13 protein-coding genes are annotated in these 14,902 nt (G+C 42.7%); 1 reads left to right on the top strand and 12 read right to left on the bottom strand.

What is annotated here, in order from left to right; all coding sequences use genetic code 11:
* The first annotated feature begins 10 nt into the window (after positions 1 to 10).
* Entirely contained in the window at positions 11 to 1,315 is a 1,305-nt protein-coding gene (locus ACNAV8_RS06635) for an MFS transporter (RefSeq protein ID WP_103854800.1), read from the top strand.
* A 62-nt stretch (positions 1,316 to 1,377) separates the two neighbouring features.
* Here the strand turns inward: ACNAV8_RS06635 and ACNAV8_RS06630 are convergent, their stop codons facing one another.
* The 12 genes from ACNAV8_RS06630 to ACNAV8_RS06575 all read right to left on the bottom strand — a co-directional run bounded on the left by ACNAV8_RS06630 (position 1,378) and on the right by ACNAV8_RS06575 (position 14,788).
* The gene (locus ACNAV8_RS06630) at positions 1,378 to 1,848 is read right to left on the bottom strand and encodes a low molecular weight protein-tyrosine-phosphatase (RefSeq protein ID WP_415777418.1); all 471 of its coding nucleotides are present in this window, start codon (positions 1,846 to 1,848) and stop codon (positions 1,378 to 1,380) included.
* Complete coding sequence (rimO, locus tag ACNAV8_RS06625; protein ID WP_103854801.1) at positions 1,848 to 3,179, bottom strand: 30S ribosomal protein S12 methylthiotransferase RimO; 1,332 nt, start codon at positions 3,177 to 3,179, stop codon at positions 1,848 to 1,850. The genes ACNAV8_RS06630 and rimO overlap by 1 nt, the downstream gene beginning before the upstream one ends.
* A gap of 207 nt (positions 3,180 to 3,386) precedes the next feature.
* Positions 3,387 to 4,679, bottom strand: a complete 1,293-nt coding sequence (gene dcuC / locus ACNAV8_RS06620) for a C4-dicarboxylate transporter DcuC (protein ID WP_103854802.1) — start codon at positions 4,677 to 4,679, stop codon at positions 3,387 to 3,389.
* A gap of 11 nt (positions 4,680 to 4,690) precedes the next feature.
* The gene (gene pepE, locus ACNAV8_RS06615; RefSeq protein WP_103854803.1) at positions 4,691 to 5,410 is read right to left on the bottom strand and encodes a dipeptidase PepE; all 720 of its coding nucleotides are present in this window, start codon (positions 5,408 to 5,410) and stop codon (positions 4,691 to 4,693) included.
* Positions 5,411 to 5,615: 205 nt separating this feature from the next.
* On the bottom strand, positions 5,616 to 6,224 hold the full coding sequence (slyD, locus tag ACNAV8_RS06610; protein ID WP_103853858.1) for a peptidylprolyl isomerase: 609 nt from the start codon (positions 6,222 to 6,224) through the stop codon (positions 5,616 to 5,618).
* Between the two features lie 60 nt (positions 6,225 to 6,284).
* Positions 6,285 to 6,983: an SIMPL domain-containing protein gene (locus ACNAV8_RS06605; protein WP_415777417.1), complete on the bottom strand. Its 699-nt coding sequence runs from the start codon at positions 6,981 to 6,983 to the stop codon at positions 6,285 to 6,287.
* A gap of 148 nt (positions 6,984 to 7,131) precedes the next feature.
* Positions 7,132 to 7,542, bottom strand: a complete 411-nt coding sequence (gene rraB, locus ACNAV8_RS06600; RefSeq protein ID WP_103853860.1) for a ribonuclease E inhibitor RraB — start codon at positions 7,540 to 7,542, stop codon at positions 7,132 to 7,134.
* A 114-nt stretch (positions 7,543 to 7,656) separates the two neighbouring features.
* Positions 7,657 to 8,055, bottom strand: a complete 399-nt coding sequence (gene mscL / locus ACNAV8_RS06595) for a large-conductance mechanosensitive channel protein MscL (RefSeq protein WP_103853861.1) — start codon at positions 8,053 to 8,055, stop codon at positions 7,657 to 7,659.
* 89 nt (positions 8,056 to 8,144) lie between these two features.
* The gene (trkA, locus tag ACNAV8_RS06590) at positions 8,145 to 9,521 is read right to left on the bottom strand and encodes a Trk system potassium transporter TrkA (RefSeq protein ID WP_103854805.1); all 1,377 of its coding nucleotides are present in this window, start codon (positions 9,519 to 9,521) and stop codon (positions 8,145 to 8,147) included.
* Positions 9,522 to 10,359: 838 nt separating this feature from the next.
* Positions 10,360 to 11,706 (bottom strand): 16S rRNA (cytosine(967)-C(5))-methyltransferase RsmB, encoded by a 1,347-nt coding sequence (gene rsmB / locus ACNAV8_RS06585; RefSeq protein WP_103855382.1) that lies wholly within the window; start codon positions 11,704 to 11,706, stop codon positions 10,360 to 10,362.
* On the bottom strand, positions 11,706 to 12,665 hold the full coding sequence (gene fmt / locus ACNAV8_RS06580; RefSeq protein WP_103855381.1) for a methionyl-tRNA formyltransferase: 960 nt from the start codon (positions 12,663 to 12,665) through the stop codon (positions 11,706 to 11,708). The genes rsmB and fmt overlap by 1 nt, the downstream gene beginning before the upstream one ends.
* 209 nt (positions 12,666 to 12,874) lie before the next feature.
* On the bottom strand, positions 12,875 to 14,788 hold the full coding sequence (locus tag ACNAV8_RS06575) for a bifunctional 5-dehydro-2-deoxygluconokinase/5-dehydro-2-deoxyphosphogluconate aldolase (RefSeq protein ID WP_415777416.1): 1,914 nt from the start codon (positions 14,786 to 14,788) through the stop codon (positions 12,875 to 12,877).
* Positions 14,789 to 14,902: the final 114 nt, after the last annotated feature.

The following is a 14,902-nucleotide window of genomic DNA, read 5'->3' as shown; positions in this document are numbered from 1 at the left end:
AGGAAACACAATGAATATACGACAAATCATCGACCAACAGCCAATGAGCCCTTACCAATGGGCGGTTGTCGTTATGGCAACCATAATGAACCTGTTAGACGGTTTTGATGTACTTGCACTCGCCTTTACTGCCACAGGTATCCGTAACGAATTTGATTTAAGTGGCGCGGAGTTAGGCTCGTTGCTTAGTGCGGGATTATTCGGAATGACCGCCGGTTCACTCTTTCTTGCGCCCCTTGCGGACAAAATTGGGCGTCGTCCATTATTATTAATCAGCGTATCGCTTTCTGCTGCGGGAATGTTAGGTTCATTTTTCGCTGCAGACTCCTATTCTCTCGGCATTTGGCGTGTTGTAACTGGTTTAGGCGTTGGCGGTATTTTAGTTGGTACAAATGTGCTAACCAGTGAATATTCCTCAAAAAAATGGCGTAGCCTTGCTATCAGTATTTATGCTGCAGGATTTGGTATTGGCGCGATTTTAGGGGGGCTTTTTGCTGTTGCCTTACAAGCTGAATATGGTTGGCGCTCCGTTTTCCTTGCAGGCGCAATTTTAACGGGATTATGCTTAATTTGCTTAGTATTATGGCTACCTGAATCCATTGATTATTTAATCAATAAACAACCAAAGAATGCTCAAGCTCGATTAAACAAAATTCTGCAAAAAATCGGCATTTCCTCATTTTCTTTGCCAGAAATCAAGCAACACAAAGCGAAAGCTGCCCCTATTACCCAACTATTTAATCAACAATATCGTCGCTCGACTTTAGCCATTTGGTTGGCCTTCTTCGCGATAATGTTTAGTTTCTATTTCATTAGCTCTTGGACGCCAGCCTTATTAAAAGAAGCTGGAATGACCACAGAACAAAGTGTCACCATTGGTATGATGATTTCTTTAGGGGGCACTTGTGGGGCATTGTTCTATGGTTTATTAGCAAGCTACTGGTCTGCGCGTAACGTCTTAATTTTATTTACGATCATTGCAGCAATTTCCGTCATTGCTTTTATTCTTTCTTCGACTGTTTTATGGCTTGCAATGGTACTAGGTGTCATCGTAGGCGCATTAATTAACGGCTGTATCAGCGGGCTTTACACCCTAAACCCAAGCATCTACGCTAGTGATATACGAGGTACAGGAGTTGGCTGGTCAATCGGCATTGGACGCATCGGCGCAATCCTCGCCCCAATGATCGCAGGCGTTTTATTAGACAAAGGGTGGGAAAAACAGAACCTTTATATTGGCGCCGCATTTGTGCTATTAATCGCAACCTTTGCTTTAATATTGTTGAAGAGAAATAGTACGATAAGGGAGTTATAGTAAAAATAAAAGCTGATAGCCATAAACTATCAGCTTTTTTATAAACGAAAGTGCGGTGGTTTTTAGCAATGTTTTTCTTTACGGATATGTTCTAACAGCGCATCGCAACATTGATCCAATAATTCATAGGTTTGCGTGAAGTTTTTGGTGTACCAAGGATCAGGGATATGATCGATACCAAGATTTGGACAAAGCTGGGTGATTTGAAATAATTTGTCTGGGTGATGCCCAAATAATTTTTCCAAATCCGCTAAATTTTGGTTGTCCATTGCAATCAGATAATCAAAATCTTGCCAATCTTTTGACCGCACTTTTCGGCTAGTAAAGCCTTTATTATCAATATGATGTAATTCAAGGGTTTCTGCTGTACCGCAGTGCATATCCTCGCCATCGTGCCAGCCTGATGTGCCAGCGCTGTCGCTGATAATTTTATTCGATAAGCCTGCTTGTTTCACTTTTTCGCGGAAAAGATATTCTGCCATTGGGGAACGGCAGATGTTCCCCAAGCAGACAAAAAGCACCTTCACTGTCATTAGCACGTTCCCCATAAATCATATTCATCCGCTTGCGTGATGGTAACGTTAATCACTTGTCCCACGCTGACCGCTTGGTTTGACAGGTTATCCACATAAACCACACCATCAATTTCTGGTGCGTCTGCCATTGAGCGTCCGATAATGACCTCTTCGTCAATTTCGTCCACAATCACAGGTAGCGTTTTGCCGATTTTTTGCTGTAAACGCTGTGCTGAAATGGCCTGTTGCACTTGCATAAAGCGGTGGAAGCGTTCTTCTTTTACCTCTTCTGGCACTTGATCTGGCATATCTGTAGCGACTGCACCTTCTACCGGGCTAAATTTAAAACAGCCAACGCGATCTAATTGTGCTTCTTGCAAGAAATCTAATAGTTGTTGGAAATCTTCTTCCGTTTCCCCCGGAAAACCTACGATAAAAGTCGAACGCAAGGTTAATTCAGGGCAAATTTCACGCCATTTTTTAATTCGTTCAAGGGTGCGATCGATTGAACCAGGGCGTTTCATCGCTTTGAGAATTTTCGGGCTGGCGTGTTGTAATGGAATATCCAAGTACGGCAAAATTTTGCCCTCCGCCATTAATGGAATCAAATTATCCACGTGCGGATAAGGATAAACATAATGCAAACGCACCCAAATGCCTAAGGTGGCCAACTGTTCGCACAAGCTGATGAGCGTGTTTTTAATCGGCTTACCATTCCAGAAAACCGTCTTGTTTTGGTTTTCTTTGCTTTGATCTAAAGAATAAGCAGAGGTATCTTGCGACACGATAAGCAACTCTTTCACACCAGCATCGGCAAGGCGTTTGGCTTCATCTAACACTTGCGTAATTGGACGGCTATCTAAATCCCCACGCATTGAAGGAATAATGCAGAACGTACAACGATGATCGCAGCCTTCAGAAATTTTCAAATAAGCATAATGTTTTGGCGTGAGCTTCACCCCTTGCGCTGGCACAAGGCTGATATAAGGATTATGGGCAGGCTTTGGCACATATTTATGCACCTGTTCCATCACCGCTTCATAGCTATGAGGGCCAGTCACTTCCAACACTTTTGGGTGAACTTCACGAATGCGATCTTCTTTCGCTCCCAGACAGCCCGTTACAATCACCTTGCCGTTTTCTTCCAATGCTTCGCCGATCGCTTCTAGCGACTCTTGCACTGCGCTGTCAATAAATCCGCAGGTATTAACGATCACTAAATCGGCATTTTCATAACTCGGAATAATGTTATATCCGTCAGAACGCAACTCCGTTAAAATACGCTCTGAATCCACTAAATTCTTAGGACAACCTAAGCTAATAAAACCAATATTTGGCGCTGAACTCATACAATAATCTCAATAATCACTCAAAACGGTGCATTGTACAAAATTCGTATGCAAAAGGCGATAAGTGCGGGGAAATTTCGCGGAAAAAAGCACCGCACTTTATAACGAAAAAGCCATTAGTTTTTCAACAAAAACGGGAAAACAAGCAAGTGCGGTAAAAATTTGTTGAATTTTTTCACCGCACTTTTATTTGTTATGCCTGCTTAGTTAAAGCATAAATAATGCTAAGAATAACACCGCAAGCACCATTCCTAAGCCAGTACGTTTGACAATTTCCACTGGGCTAACCATTGCTAGACCAGCGCATACAATGGTTACGCCAGCAATAGGAGAAGCGGTGCGTCCGATAGCACCTGCGATAGCCGCTGCCATACCAAGATTTAAGTGGGTATAGCCTAATTCTACCGCGTGTGGTGTTACCGCCGTGTTGAAAGCAATGGCTGCCGCATCGCCAGAACCAGTGAGCAAGCCCATTAAGAATGGCCCAATGGTTGCACCCCAGCGGACGAATTCGTTGGAATGTTTAAGGAACTCAATGGCGCTGTCAATGGCACCGGTGGATTTTAATCCTGCCACAAAAACGCTGGCGGAAATAATGATACCTAGCACGTTTGCATAAGCACTGCCCATTCCGTTAAAGAATTCTTCGGTAATTTTCGCTGGAGAAACACGGGTTACAATGATGGCGTAAATTGCACCAATTAACATTGCTTGTGGTACGCCCATTTTTGTCCACGCCAGCGCTGGGATTTCTTGTAAAGACGTACCGCCGATCACCAAAATCACCAACGGCAATAAAGGCGCAATGGCAAAAAGGAGGTTCGATTTTTGGAAAGATTGTTCTGCTTCTTTCGCTTCAGCTAAATAGGCTTGGCGGTGTTCTTCACCGTAATCTTTCAACATTAATGCAACCAAGGTTAGTGAAACTGCCGCAATCGCCCCTGCGATCATTGTGTAAGGCGCGTGAGATAGGTTCACTTGCGTGATGGTTAAGTTGGACATTTCCGCGATCATTGCAGAATGAGAAGAACCTGGACTCATCATTGAGCCGAACGTTCCTGCCAAAATCGCAGCCCCCGCAGTGGCAGGGCGTACGCCAGCACTTTTTAGCACGGGGATTAAGGTTGCGCCAACTGCAGCGGCACAACCAGCAGCAGAAGGGATCGCAATATTAATAAAGAAGGTGATGATCGTGGCAAAAGGGATTAAGAAAAATCTGAGTCCTGAAAGCGGTTTCGTCATTAAATGCACCAGATGAGAGTCGCATTTTGTGTATTTCATTACATAAGCAAAACCCATACTAGAACAGATCGCCATAATCAAGCCGCCGCTGGTCATTGATTTTGCAAAAGCGTCCAGCGCGCCCATTGGGTTTAGGGTGAGTAAGGACATCATCAACCCGAAGCCAATTAATACGGTGCGCGTTTCATATTTTTTTACCAGTAAATAAACCGCAGCGATAACGCCCAAAATCGCTACAAAAGATTTAAGTTCAAGCATTTTTCTTCTCCTTAGTAATCAAAGGTAACACCGCTTGCATAGCGTTCACATTGGCCATTTTTGCTGAATTTTAGCACCGCACTTTGCTGTGCTTCGCTAATGTCCAGCACTTTGGCTTGATTGCCTTGAATCTGTAATGCCGTGCCTTCAGGCAAGGCGTAAACGTGGGATTCAGGATTGACAATCAAAAATTCCGCCAAGCGTTCTTCACGGCTTTCACCGTTATGCCCTGCAATTTTGCCAGAAATAAAGTGTGGATTAAGTTGATGTGGGAAAAGATTTAAAGCATCAAAAGAAGGCGGATAAAGAATTGGCATATCATTGGTGGTCATAATGGTTTTGCCTGCCACATTTGCTCCTGCGCTCCAACCGAAATAAGGTGTGCCTTGTTGTATTTTTTGGCGAATGGCATCTAATAAATGGTGTTCATACAGCCCATTGAGCAGGCAGAACGTGTTGCCGCCGCCAATGGCGATCACATCAGCTTGCTCAATAATATCTAAATGACGCTTGCCACGATGGACAGAAACCACGTCCATTTCTAGCTCTGTCAAGGCTTGTTGCACCAGCGTTTCATACTCATCATAACTACGGCTCACACCTGCATAAGGCACAAATCCAATAGTTTTTCCTTTGTATGCAGAAAGAAAGCTTTTCAGCCACGGCATACAATGCACGAGATAACCCGTATTTTGGTATTTGGAACCGCTCATTAAAAGCATATTTTTCATTCTTGCCTCCTTGTGAATGCGAAAAATAACCTGTTAGGGTTAAGTGATTACAAGGAACATTATGCGTAGGAATAACAAAAAAGGCACGAGATTTACAATAAAAAGGTGAATTTCTTGATGTGTATCACAAAAAATCCACACCCATTTAATCTTCGACTAAATGCGGTGTGGATTGAAGTGCGGTTGTTTTTTGACGAGAATTTAATTAGTGTTTACAACCACCGTTTCCGCAGCAGCCTTCGCCGTCGTGATGGTGGTGATCGTGGTCATGATGATGGTGATGATGACCGCCGCAACCACAGCCGTGTCCTTCTTCATCGCTATCACCGTGTCCGCCACAGCAACCGCCCTCTTGGTGGATATGACCGTGTGCGATTTCTTCTAAAGTTGCTTCGCGAGTTGCCACCACTTCCACATCAAAAAGTAATTCTTGACCTGCAAGCATATGGTTGCCGTCCACTACCACATCATTTTCACCCACTTCCGTGATCACCACAGGTAATGGGCCAACATCTGTATCTGCGATAAAACGCATTCCAGCTACAAGCTCGTCAACGCCAACAAACACATCTTTTGGCACACGTTGCACTAAATTTTCATTGTATTCGCCATAACCTTCTTCTGGTTTTACACGAACTTCAAATTTATCACCAACGGATTTTCCCTCTAAGGCTTTTTCTAAGCCAATCACTAAATTATTATGCCCTTGTAAATATTCTAACGGCTGATTTACTGGGGCTTCATCAACTAATACACCGTCTTCGGTGCGAACTTGGTAAGCAATGCTCACCACAACATTTTTTGCAACTTTCATTTATAACCTCGTTGGCTTGTTAAAATTGCCCCATTGTATAGGAAATGGGGCAGGCTGTCATTATTCCTGAACAAGCTGAATTTTCGCCTCAATGCTTGCTCTTACGTTAGCTTTGCCATTGCCTAATTGCACTTCATCATTTGACATTGAACTTGCCATTTTCGCCATTGCATAAGGGCGAGCCACAAAGCGTCCGCTTTCCATTGGCGTGCGGATATTCAATTCCACAATTTTATAGCCTTTCGCCCCAAGCGATTGTTGAATTAATGTGGCTTTGCGGTTTAATTGTGTCAGCGCTTGTTGCATCATTTCATCTTCAATGCGATTAATTGCGTCAGAAGACACTTGAGAGTTCACATATTCAATCGCTAAAAGACCATTCAGCTCACTGATGGCTTTTGATAACGCCTCATTATTTTTACTTTGTAGCATTAACTGCCCACGAGCGATCCAGCCATTTTGTTTTCCCTCGCCATTATAACGCACGCGTGTGCTGCGGGAATTATCACGCAATTCCACGTCATCAGGATAGGCTTTTAAAATCTCAAAAGCACGATTTATTTTGCCGTTAATTTCCTTATTAGCTAACGCAAGATCTTTATTTTCTGCTTGGATAAATAATGTTGCTTGCAATAGATCGTGGGCAATTTCTTTTTCAACCTCCACATCAAAATTAATCACATTATTGTTGCTCACAGGGGTTGCCAAGGCAGAAAGTGGTAATGCCATTAAGGCAAAAGTCAGTTGTTTTAAGCGCATAAAAATCCTTATAAATTAATTGATTTGTTGCCATATCGACAGGTAAAAAGGCGAATAGTTCCGAAAATAAAAAATCCATAAAAAAGCACCGCACTGATATTTTGGTAAAAATAAAGTGCGGTGGGATTTTTACAAATTTTGCTGAGTTTTATTCTTCGTCATCAAAAAACTCGCCGTCTTCTCCATATTCATCTTCTTGTGCATTAGGATCTTCAAAATAGGTTCCCCAGCCATCATAAATGCCGTTAAATTTAGCAATCAATGGGAATAATTCTTTCTGTTGAGCATCAATTAATTCTGCCTTTAATTCAATTTCGCTAATGGCATCAAAAGAAAATAAGGTTTTGCCATCTTCATCTTGCCATTCTTCTGCGTCAGACACTTCATAACCTGCCTTAAACACATCAACGGCAATTTTTTCCAATTTATCAAAATCATAATGCGAAATATGATGCTCAATAATATAAAGCGCAGCAGGATCACTGCCATCATTAAGCAGGTCACGAATAATTTCACGCGTTGTAGCTTGAGATTCTTCTACTGTTGGAATAGCGTCCATTGTTGTTCTCCTTTTAGAAATAAGTGAATATTGAGCATTATTTTACTACGTTATTCAAATTTAGGATAAAAAAAATCTTCCTACTTATGAGGAAGATTTTTTCTAATCAGCGAATTATTTTTTTAATAAATCACGGATTTCAGTTAATAATTTTTCTTCATTTGAAGGCTCAGCAGGTGCTGCTTCTGGCTCTTCTGCTGGTTTCTTCATTTTATTCATACCTTTAACGACTAAGAAAATTGCGAACGCAATAATCACGAAGTCAACGATATTTTGTACGAATACACCGTAGTTTAAAGTCACTGCTGGCACATCACCTACCGCTTCTTTCAATACAACGTGTAAATCTTTGAAATCTACGCCGCCTGTGAGTAAACCTAAAACAGGCATAATCACATCAGCAACAAATGAACTTACGATTTTACCAAATGCACCGCCGATAACCACACCGACAGCCATATCCACGACATTACCGCGCATTGCAAATTCGCGGAACTCTTTCATAAAACTCATAAAATACTCCTAAATAAAAGGCTGAAAGGATTAATCAGCGGCGGCTATTATATGTACTAAAAAGGATAAGTACAGCATTTTTTTCATTTTTAGATAAAAAATGCACTCGGCTGGAATAATTTTTCTACATCTGGAATATATTTTTTATCACTCACATACACCACAATGCGATCATCTTCTTCAATCACTAAACTTTTTCGTGCAATCATCACATCATCGCCACGCAACACTGCGCCAATAATTGCCCCCGCAGGTAACTTGATGTCAGACACTTGTCGCCCAATCACATTAGAAGATTCCGCTTCACCGTGTACCACAATTTCTAAAGCTTCGGCGATACCGTGACGTAAAGACACCACGCTCCCCACATCACCTTTACGAATATGCCCAAGCAAGGCAGAAATGGTCGCCTGCTGTGGTGAAACCACAATATCCAGCGTTCCCCCTTGCAATAAATTGATATATGCCATTCGCTGGATCAGCACCATCGCCTTTTTCGCCCCTAAGCGTTTAGCGAGCAAGGCAGACATAATGTTCGCTTCATCATCACTGGTAAGCGAAAGAAAAACATCAATATTTTCAATATGTTCTTCAAATAACAAGGATTGATCAGAAGCATCACCGCAAAAAACTAACGTCTTTGATAAACGCTCTGCCAACGCAGTGGCACGTTCAGGATTACGTTCAATCAATTTTACTGAACATTGCTCTTCCAAACGTTTTGCCACGCCGCTACCAATATTTCCGCCACCAATAATCATTATGCGTTTATAAGGTTTTTCCAAGCGCTGTAATTCGCTCATAATGGCTTTAATATGAATCGTATCGCAAATGAACGTTACTTCATCGCCTGCTTCAATAATGGTTGAACCTTGCGGACGAATCACCTTATCCTGACGCAAAATTGACACCACACGGCAATCAATATGGGGCAGATGCTCTTTAAGCGCCGATAACGCATAGCCCACCAAAGGGCCACCATAATAAGCTTTCACCACCACAATACTAATTCGCCCATTGGCAAAATGCGAAACCTGCAACGCCCCAGGGTAATCAATCAAGCGAACGATTTCATCGGTAACCAATTTTTCTGGCGAAATAATATGATCAATGGGGATCACATCAGGCTGAAAAAGTTTATTTTTCTCACGCAAATAATCCGCACTACGAATACGCGCGATCTTAGTTGGCGTGTTAAATAAGGTATAAGCCACTTGGCAAGCGATCATATTGGTTTCGTCTGAATTGGTTACCGCCACCACTAAATCCGCATCCGCTGCACCAGCCTCACGCAACACTTTCGGTGAAGATGCCACGCCATTCACCACCCGCAAATCGTGCTTATCTTGCAAAGCAAGCAGGCGATCCGCTTGGTTATCCACAAGGGTGATGTCGTTATCCTCACTCACTAAATTTTCCGCAAGGGTCGTGCCAACTTGGCCAGCGCCTAGAATGATGATTTTCATTGTTGTGATCTCTTTGTTTGTGGCATTTAATTTTTATTTGGGTTTTAGCCATTTGGCTAATTGACTTTTTCTTTGTTGCTATAACGGGTTTCGCTCGTTGAGCGACTTACTTTCTTTTGTTTCCGCAAAAGAAAGTAAGCAAAGAAAAGCGTCCCCGATCAAATTGCTTTTCCTCATTTCGACAGAATTTTCTTAACGAAAAGTAAGCCCATACTCGCTACGCTGCGTTCAGGCGTTACTTTTCTAAAAATTCTCTCTTCATTCGGGCAATTTGGACGGGAAAATTTATCCTATTGCCCTTTATAGATATTTCAAAAACAGAAAGTGTGGTGGGATTAAAAAAACTTTTTAAAAAATTACCGCACTTTGTTATTACTTATTTTTGCTCTTGGCTGATTGCGTTTTTCTTTGTAGTTGTTATAACGTGTTTCGCACGTTATGCGACTTACTTTCTTTTGGTTATCCAAAAGGAATGTAAGCAAAGAAAACGTCCCCTACCATCGCTAAATTTCTTTTACCTCCATACGGCGTTGTTTTGCCTTGCCGTACTAGCGTACTGTCTGCGGCAAAACGCCTTGTCTGGAAGTAAGAAATTTTGCGAGCATTGCTTTTCCTCATTCCAATAAAATTCTCTTTACGAAAAATCAGCCTGATGTTCGCTTCGCTCTCGCTCGGCGTGATTTTTCTAAAAATTTTATTTCCATTCGGGCAATTTACAAGGGGATTGTCCGATATTTCACGTTCAATTTTAAATTTAAAGTGCGGTGAGATTTTTTTAAAGTTTTTTGAAAATATGACCGCACTTTTATTTTTCTATCATAAACACAATTTGTGAATTTTACGCTTTTTTCCGCAATTTTGCGTAATAAAATCCATCACCGCGATTTTCTTGTGGGAAGAATTGATGGCCGACCTGCCCTTGTTCGGGGAATGGCAGGGGCATTAATTCTGCCTCGGGGTGTTGTTGTAAAAATTCGCTGATTTGTTGGCAGTTTTCTTCTGGCAATAACGAGCAAGTGGCGTAGAGCAAGACGCCATTTGGTTTTAAGCATTGCCATAATGCGTTCAAAATCGATTTTTGTAAGGCCACCAACTGGGCTATGTCACTTTCTTTGCGTAGCCATTTTATATCTGGATGACGGCGGATAACGCCTGTAGCAGAGCAAGGAGCATCAAGCAAAATTCGGTCAAATTGCACCGCACTTTGTTCGAACTGTGGTTGAATTTGGGAGAGCCATTGTTCTGGCTGGCTAGCATCACCGCAAATCACCTGTGCGTGTTGCCTCATTCGTGATAAATTTTCTTCTACTCGTTTTAAGCGATGTTGTTCCACATCTAATGCCACCACTTTCGCTTGCGGAGCAAGTTCTAAAATATGGGTGGTTTTACCGCCCGGTGCGGCACAAGCATCCAAAATCAATTCACCATTTTGCGCTGCAAGTAATAACCCCGCCCATTGGGCGTGTAGATCCTGCACTGTGAGCCAGCCTTGCGCAAAATGTGGTAACTGAACCACGCTTTTCGCCTGAGCTAAGCGAATTGCTTGTGGATGATCATCCGCAACAGCTTCAATCTCCGCGTTTTGTAACAAGGTTAAATAATTACTAACCTGAGTATGCTGGCGATTGACTCGCAACCACATCGGTGGTTTTTGATTATTCGCATCAATAATTTCACGCCAATGGGGATAGGCTTTTTTCAGTTTATTCACGAGCCATTCAGGGTGCAAGGTTTGCCAATGCTTATCCACTTTCGCCAAAATCTGTTCCCGCTCCCGCAAAAAGCGACGTAATACGCCATTCACCACCCCCTTGAAGCGCTCTAATTTAAGGCTTTTTGCCGCTTTCACCATTTCATCAACCACAGCGTGATCAGGGGTACGCAAATATAACAATTGATACAGCCCCACCAATAATAAACAATGCACAAGGCGTGTTTTACCTTTCAATGGCTTATCCACTAAGTGCAAAATGATTTGTTCCAGACGGGGCAATACGCGACAAACACCAAAGCAAATTTCTTGTAACAATGGCAAATCTTGTTCTTTCAGTGAAGGTGTTTTTTCCGCCAATAATGTAGAAAGTGATTGTCCCTTATCTAAGACTTGCAAAAGATATTGTGCAGCCACCGCTCTCACAGAAAGTGCGGTGCTTTTGGGGAGAATTTTTGTTTTTGTCCGATTCATTATGCCAACACCTTACCCACTGTAAACCACTCAGCTCGGCCATTGAGTAAATCCTGTGCCGACATCATTTTTTTTCCTGATGGTTGCAATTGGGTGAGATTTAACACCCCCTCGACAGTGGCGATTTGAATACCTGTTTTATCTGCCCTTAAAATCGTACCTGCGGGCTGATTTTGATGAGGTAGCACATTGGCTTGATACACTTTCAAGGTCTGCTCGTTACCCTCTTTATCCGTGGTCACAAAATAGCTAATCGGCCAAGGATTAAACGCGCGAATACAACGCTCAAGCTGTGTCGCTGAAAGCTGCCAATCCAATTTTGCTTCTTGTTTAGAAAGTTTATCGGCATAGTTGGCAAGGGCCTCATCTTGTGCCTCGGGCGGAAACTGCCCAGCTTCCAAGCCATTTAACACATCAAGCAACGCATTTGGCGCAATCTGTTCCAACTTATGATAAAGGCTTAGAGAGGTGTCTTCTGGGCTGATGTCGCAATACACTTTATGCAGCATATCGCCCGTATCTAAGCCTTCATTCATTTGCATAATGGTAACGCCTGTTTGTTTATCACCTGCCCAAATCGCGCGCTGAATCGGCGCTGCCCCACGCCAACGAGGCAAAATCGAACCGTGTACATTCAAGCAGCCTAATCTTGGCGCGTCCAATACTGCTTTCGGCAAAATTAAGCCATAAGCCACCACCACCATCACATCAGCATTCAGCGCTGCCAGCTCCTGCTGCGCTTCCGCTTTGCGTAGGGATTTATGCTGATAAACAGGGATCTGATGCTGCTCCGCCAATTGTTTCACCGCGCTGGCTTGCAGTTTCTTGCCCCGTCCAGCTGGCTTGTCTGGCTGCGTGTAAACCGCAATCACATTATGCTCTGAATTCAACAGCGCCGCTAAGTGCTGTGCAGCAAATTCTGGCGTCCCCGCAAAAATAATATTTAAAGGTTTTGTCATCGCATTTCTCTTGATTATGCAAGGTTGGAATTGGCGTTAAGTATAATGTATTTTTGACTTGGGGTGAAAAGAATACTGAAAGAAAGGCTGATTAAAAATAAAGTGCAGTGGGAAATTTGCCAAAAAACAACCGCACTTAGTTAATCGCTAAAATGAAAAAGCGAGCCATTTGGCTCGCTGACAACATTTATCAAAACAAACTTAAGCGGTTAATTTTTACGATTTTTCCATAATCGGATCAATCGTCTATAACGCTCAGATACCGCTTGAATCAACTGCTCATCGGAAAGCTCGCCGGCAAGCCATTGAGAAGAGGGTTGTCCGAAGATTGTGCGACCAACAGCAAAACCTTTGACTAACGGCGCATTTGCAGAGGCTTTAAAGACTTGTTCAAAGGTTTCTTCTGGGGCATCTAACCCTAAAATAAGAATACCGCGGCAATAAGGATCACTTTGTTCGATGACGTGGCTAATCTCTTGCCAAGCCTGCGCAGAAACACCGGGTAATTTCCACCAATCTGGCTTAATGCCAATAGCATAGAAATGTTTAATCATTTCTGCATAATAAGCCTCGTTTTGTTCCATATCTGCAGGCAAAATAATTTCTAATAGCAATTCGTGTCCTGTTCGGCAACAAGTTTGGTAAACCTGTTTGAGCATTTCATCTTGTTCTGCACGCAAATCTGCATTATCGGCAGGGTGATAGAAAGCAAGACATTTAACAACCTGTTCGGCAGGCCAATTGATGAGTTGGCTACCAAGATCACCATGTTCTAAACGTAACGGACGAGAAGAAGGCAACTCAATTGGTCGCCCAATCCACCAGCCTTTACCGGTGATTTCATTGAGCGCTGCTTGTCCGAAGGTTGTATCAGCCAGAACACCGGCGTGTCCGTTGGCAATACTTTCTTGTTGTGCCGTTTGTTCGGCCGCTTGGACAAGAAGTTTTTTCAGAACAGGGATTCTATCTAAATTCGCACCGCACTTTTGCGCCATATCAACAAGTTGTTTACGATGATCAAAAGCAAAAATACAAAGATCGTCCCATTGGGTTTTACGCGTGGTAACACGATGTAAATGATTTAGTTGTAGATCAAGGTCAGGACGTGGCACACTTTCTGCTCGAGCCAAATAATCATCTAGCTCAACCTTGGTTGGCATTGCTGGCGCACAGCCGTGACGAGAAACTACTAGCGCACCGCAAGCATTGGCATAACGGCAACATTGCTCCCAGCTTTCACCATTGATATAGCCGCGCAATAAGCCTGACATAAAGGCATCACCTGCGCCTAAAACATTCAATACTTCAACTCGTACACCATAGACATTAATACCGCCGTCCAAATCATCAGGAATATCCCCCTCAAACACAGAGCAACCTAATGCCCCACGTTTACACACGAGTGTAGCATTGCTCACGTTACGTACATTTTTTAGTGCCGTTAATGTATCTGTCGAGCCACCTGCAATATGGAACTCTTCTTCTGTGCCAACTAATACATCAAAATGATGCAACACTTCTTGCAGTGATTTGGTTACCGCTTCGGAATCAATAAAACGTGTTTCACCATCACCAAGAGACGTTAAGCCCCACAAAACAGGACGATAATCAATATCAAGCAAACGTTTTGTGCCATTACGTCCTGCATATTCTAAGGCAGTTAATACTGCGTGGCGTGTTTTAGGATGAGATAAATGCGTGCCCGTAATCGCAAGTGCTTTAGCTGAAGCGATATAAGCCTCATCAAAATCTTCTGCGCTAATCGCCATATCAGCACAATTCTCACGATAAAAAATAAGGGGGAAAGTATCTTGATCTTTAATACCCAAAATCACTAACCCAGTAAGCCGTTCTTTGTCTGTAATTAAATGGCTGGTATCCACCCCAACACGTTGTAGTTCCTCCCGTAGAAAACGCCCCATATGCTCATCTCCGACACGAGCAAGCATAGAAGACTTCACGCCTTGCACTGCTGTGCCATAAGCCACATTTCCAGAGGATCCGCCTAAATATTTTGCAAAAGAGGTGACATCTTCCAAGCGGCAACCAATTTGTTGAGCATACAAGTCCACTGCCACACGTCCAAGACAGATAAGATCTAAGGTTTTTTCAGTCGTTTTCATTGTGCTTTTCCTTAGTGATGATGAAATCACAAAATACTTAACTCATAAAATCATAGTTAAATTAAAACATATATTTCAAAAATGTCATTTTATGAAATTAATATTTGAGAAGTA

Origin of the sequence: Avibacterium endocarditidis (assembly GCF_965138825.1) — a bacterium.
In the GTDB taxonomy this organism is placed as follows: domain Bacteria; phylum Pseudomonadota; class Gammaproteobacteria; order Enterobacterales; family Pasteurellaceae; genus Avibacterium; species Avibacterium endocarditidis.
This window is presented reverse-complemented; position numbering and strand designations above follow the sequence as displayed.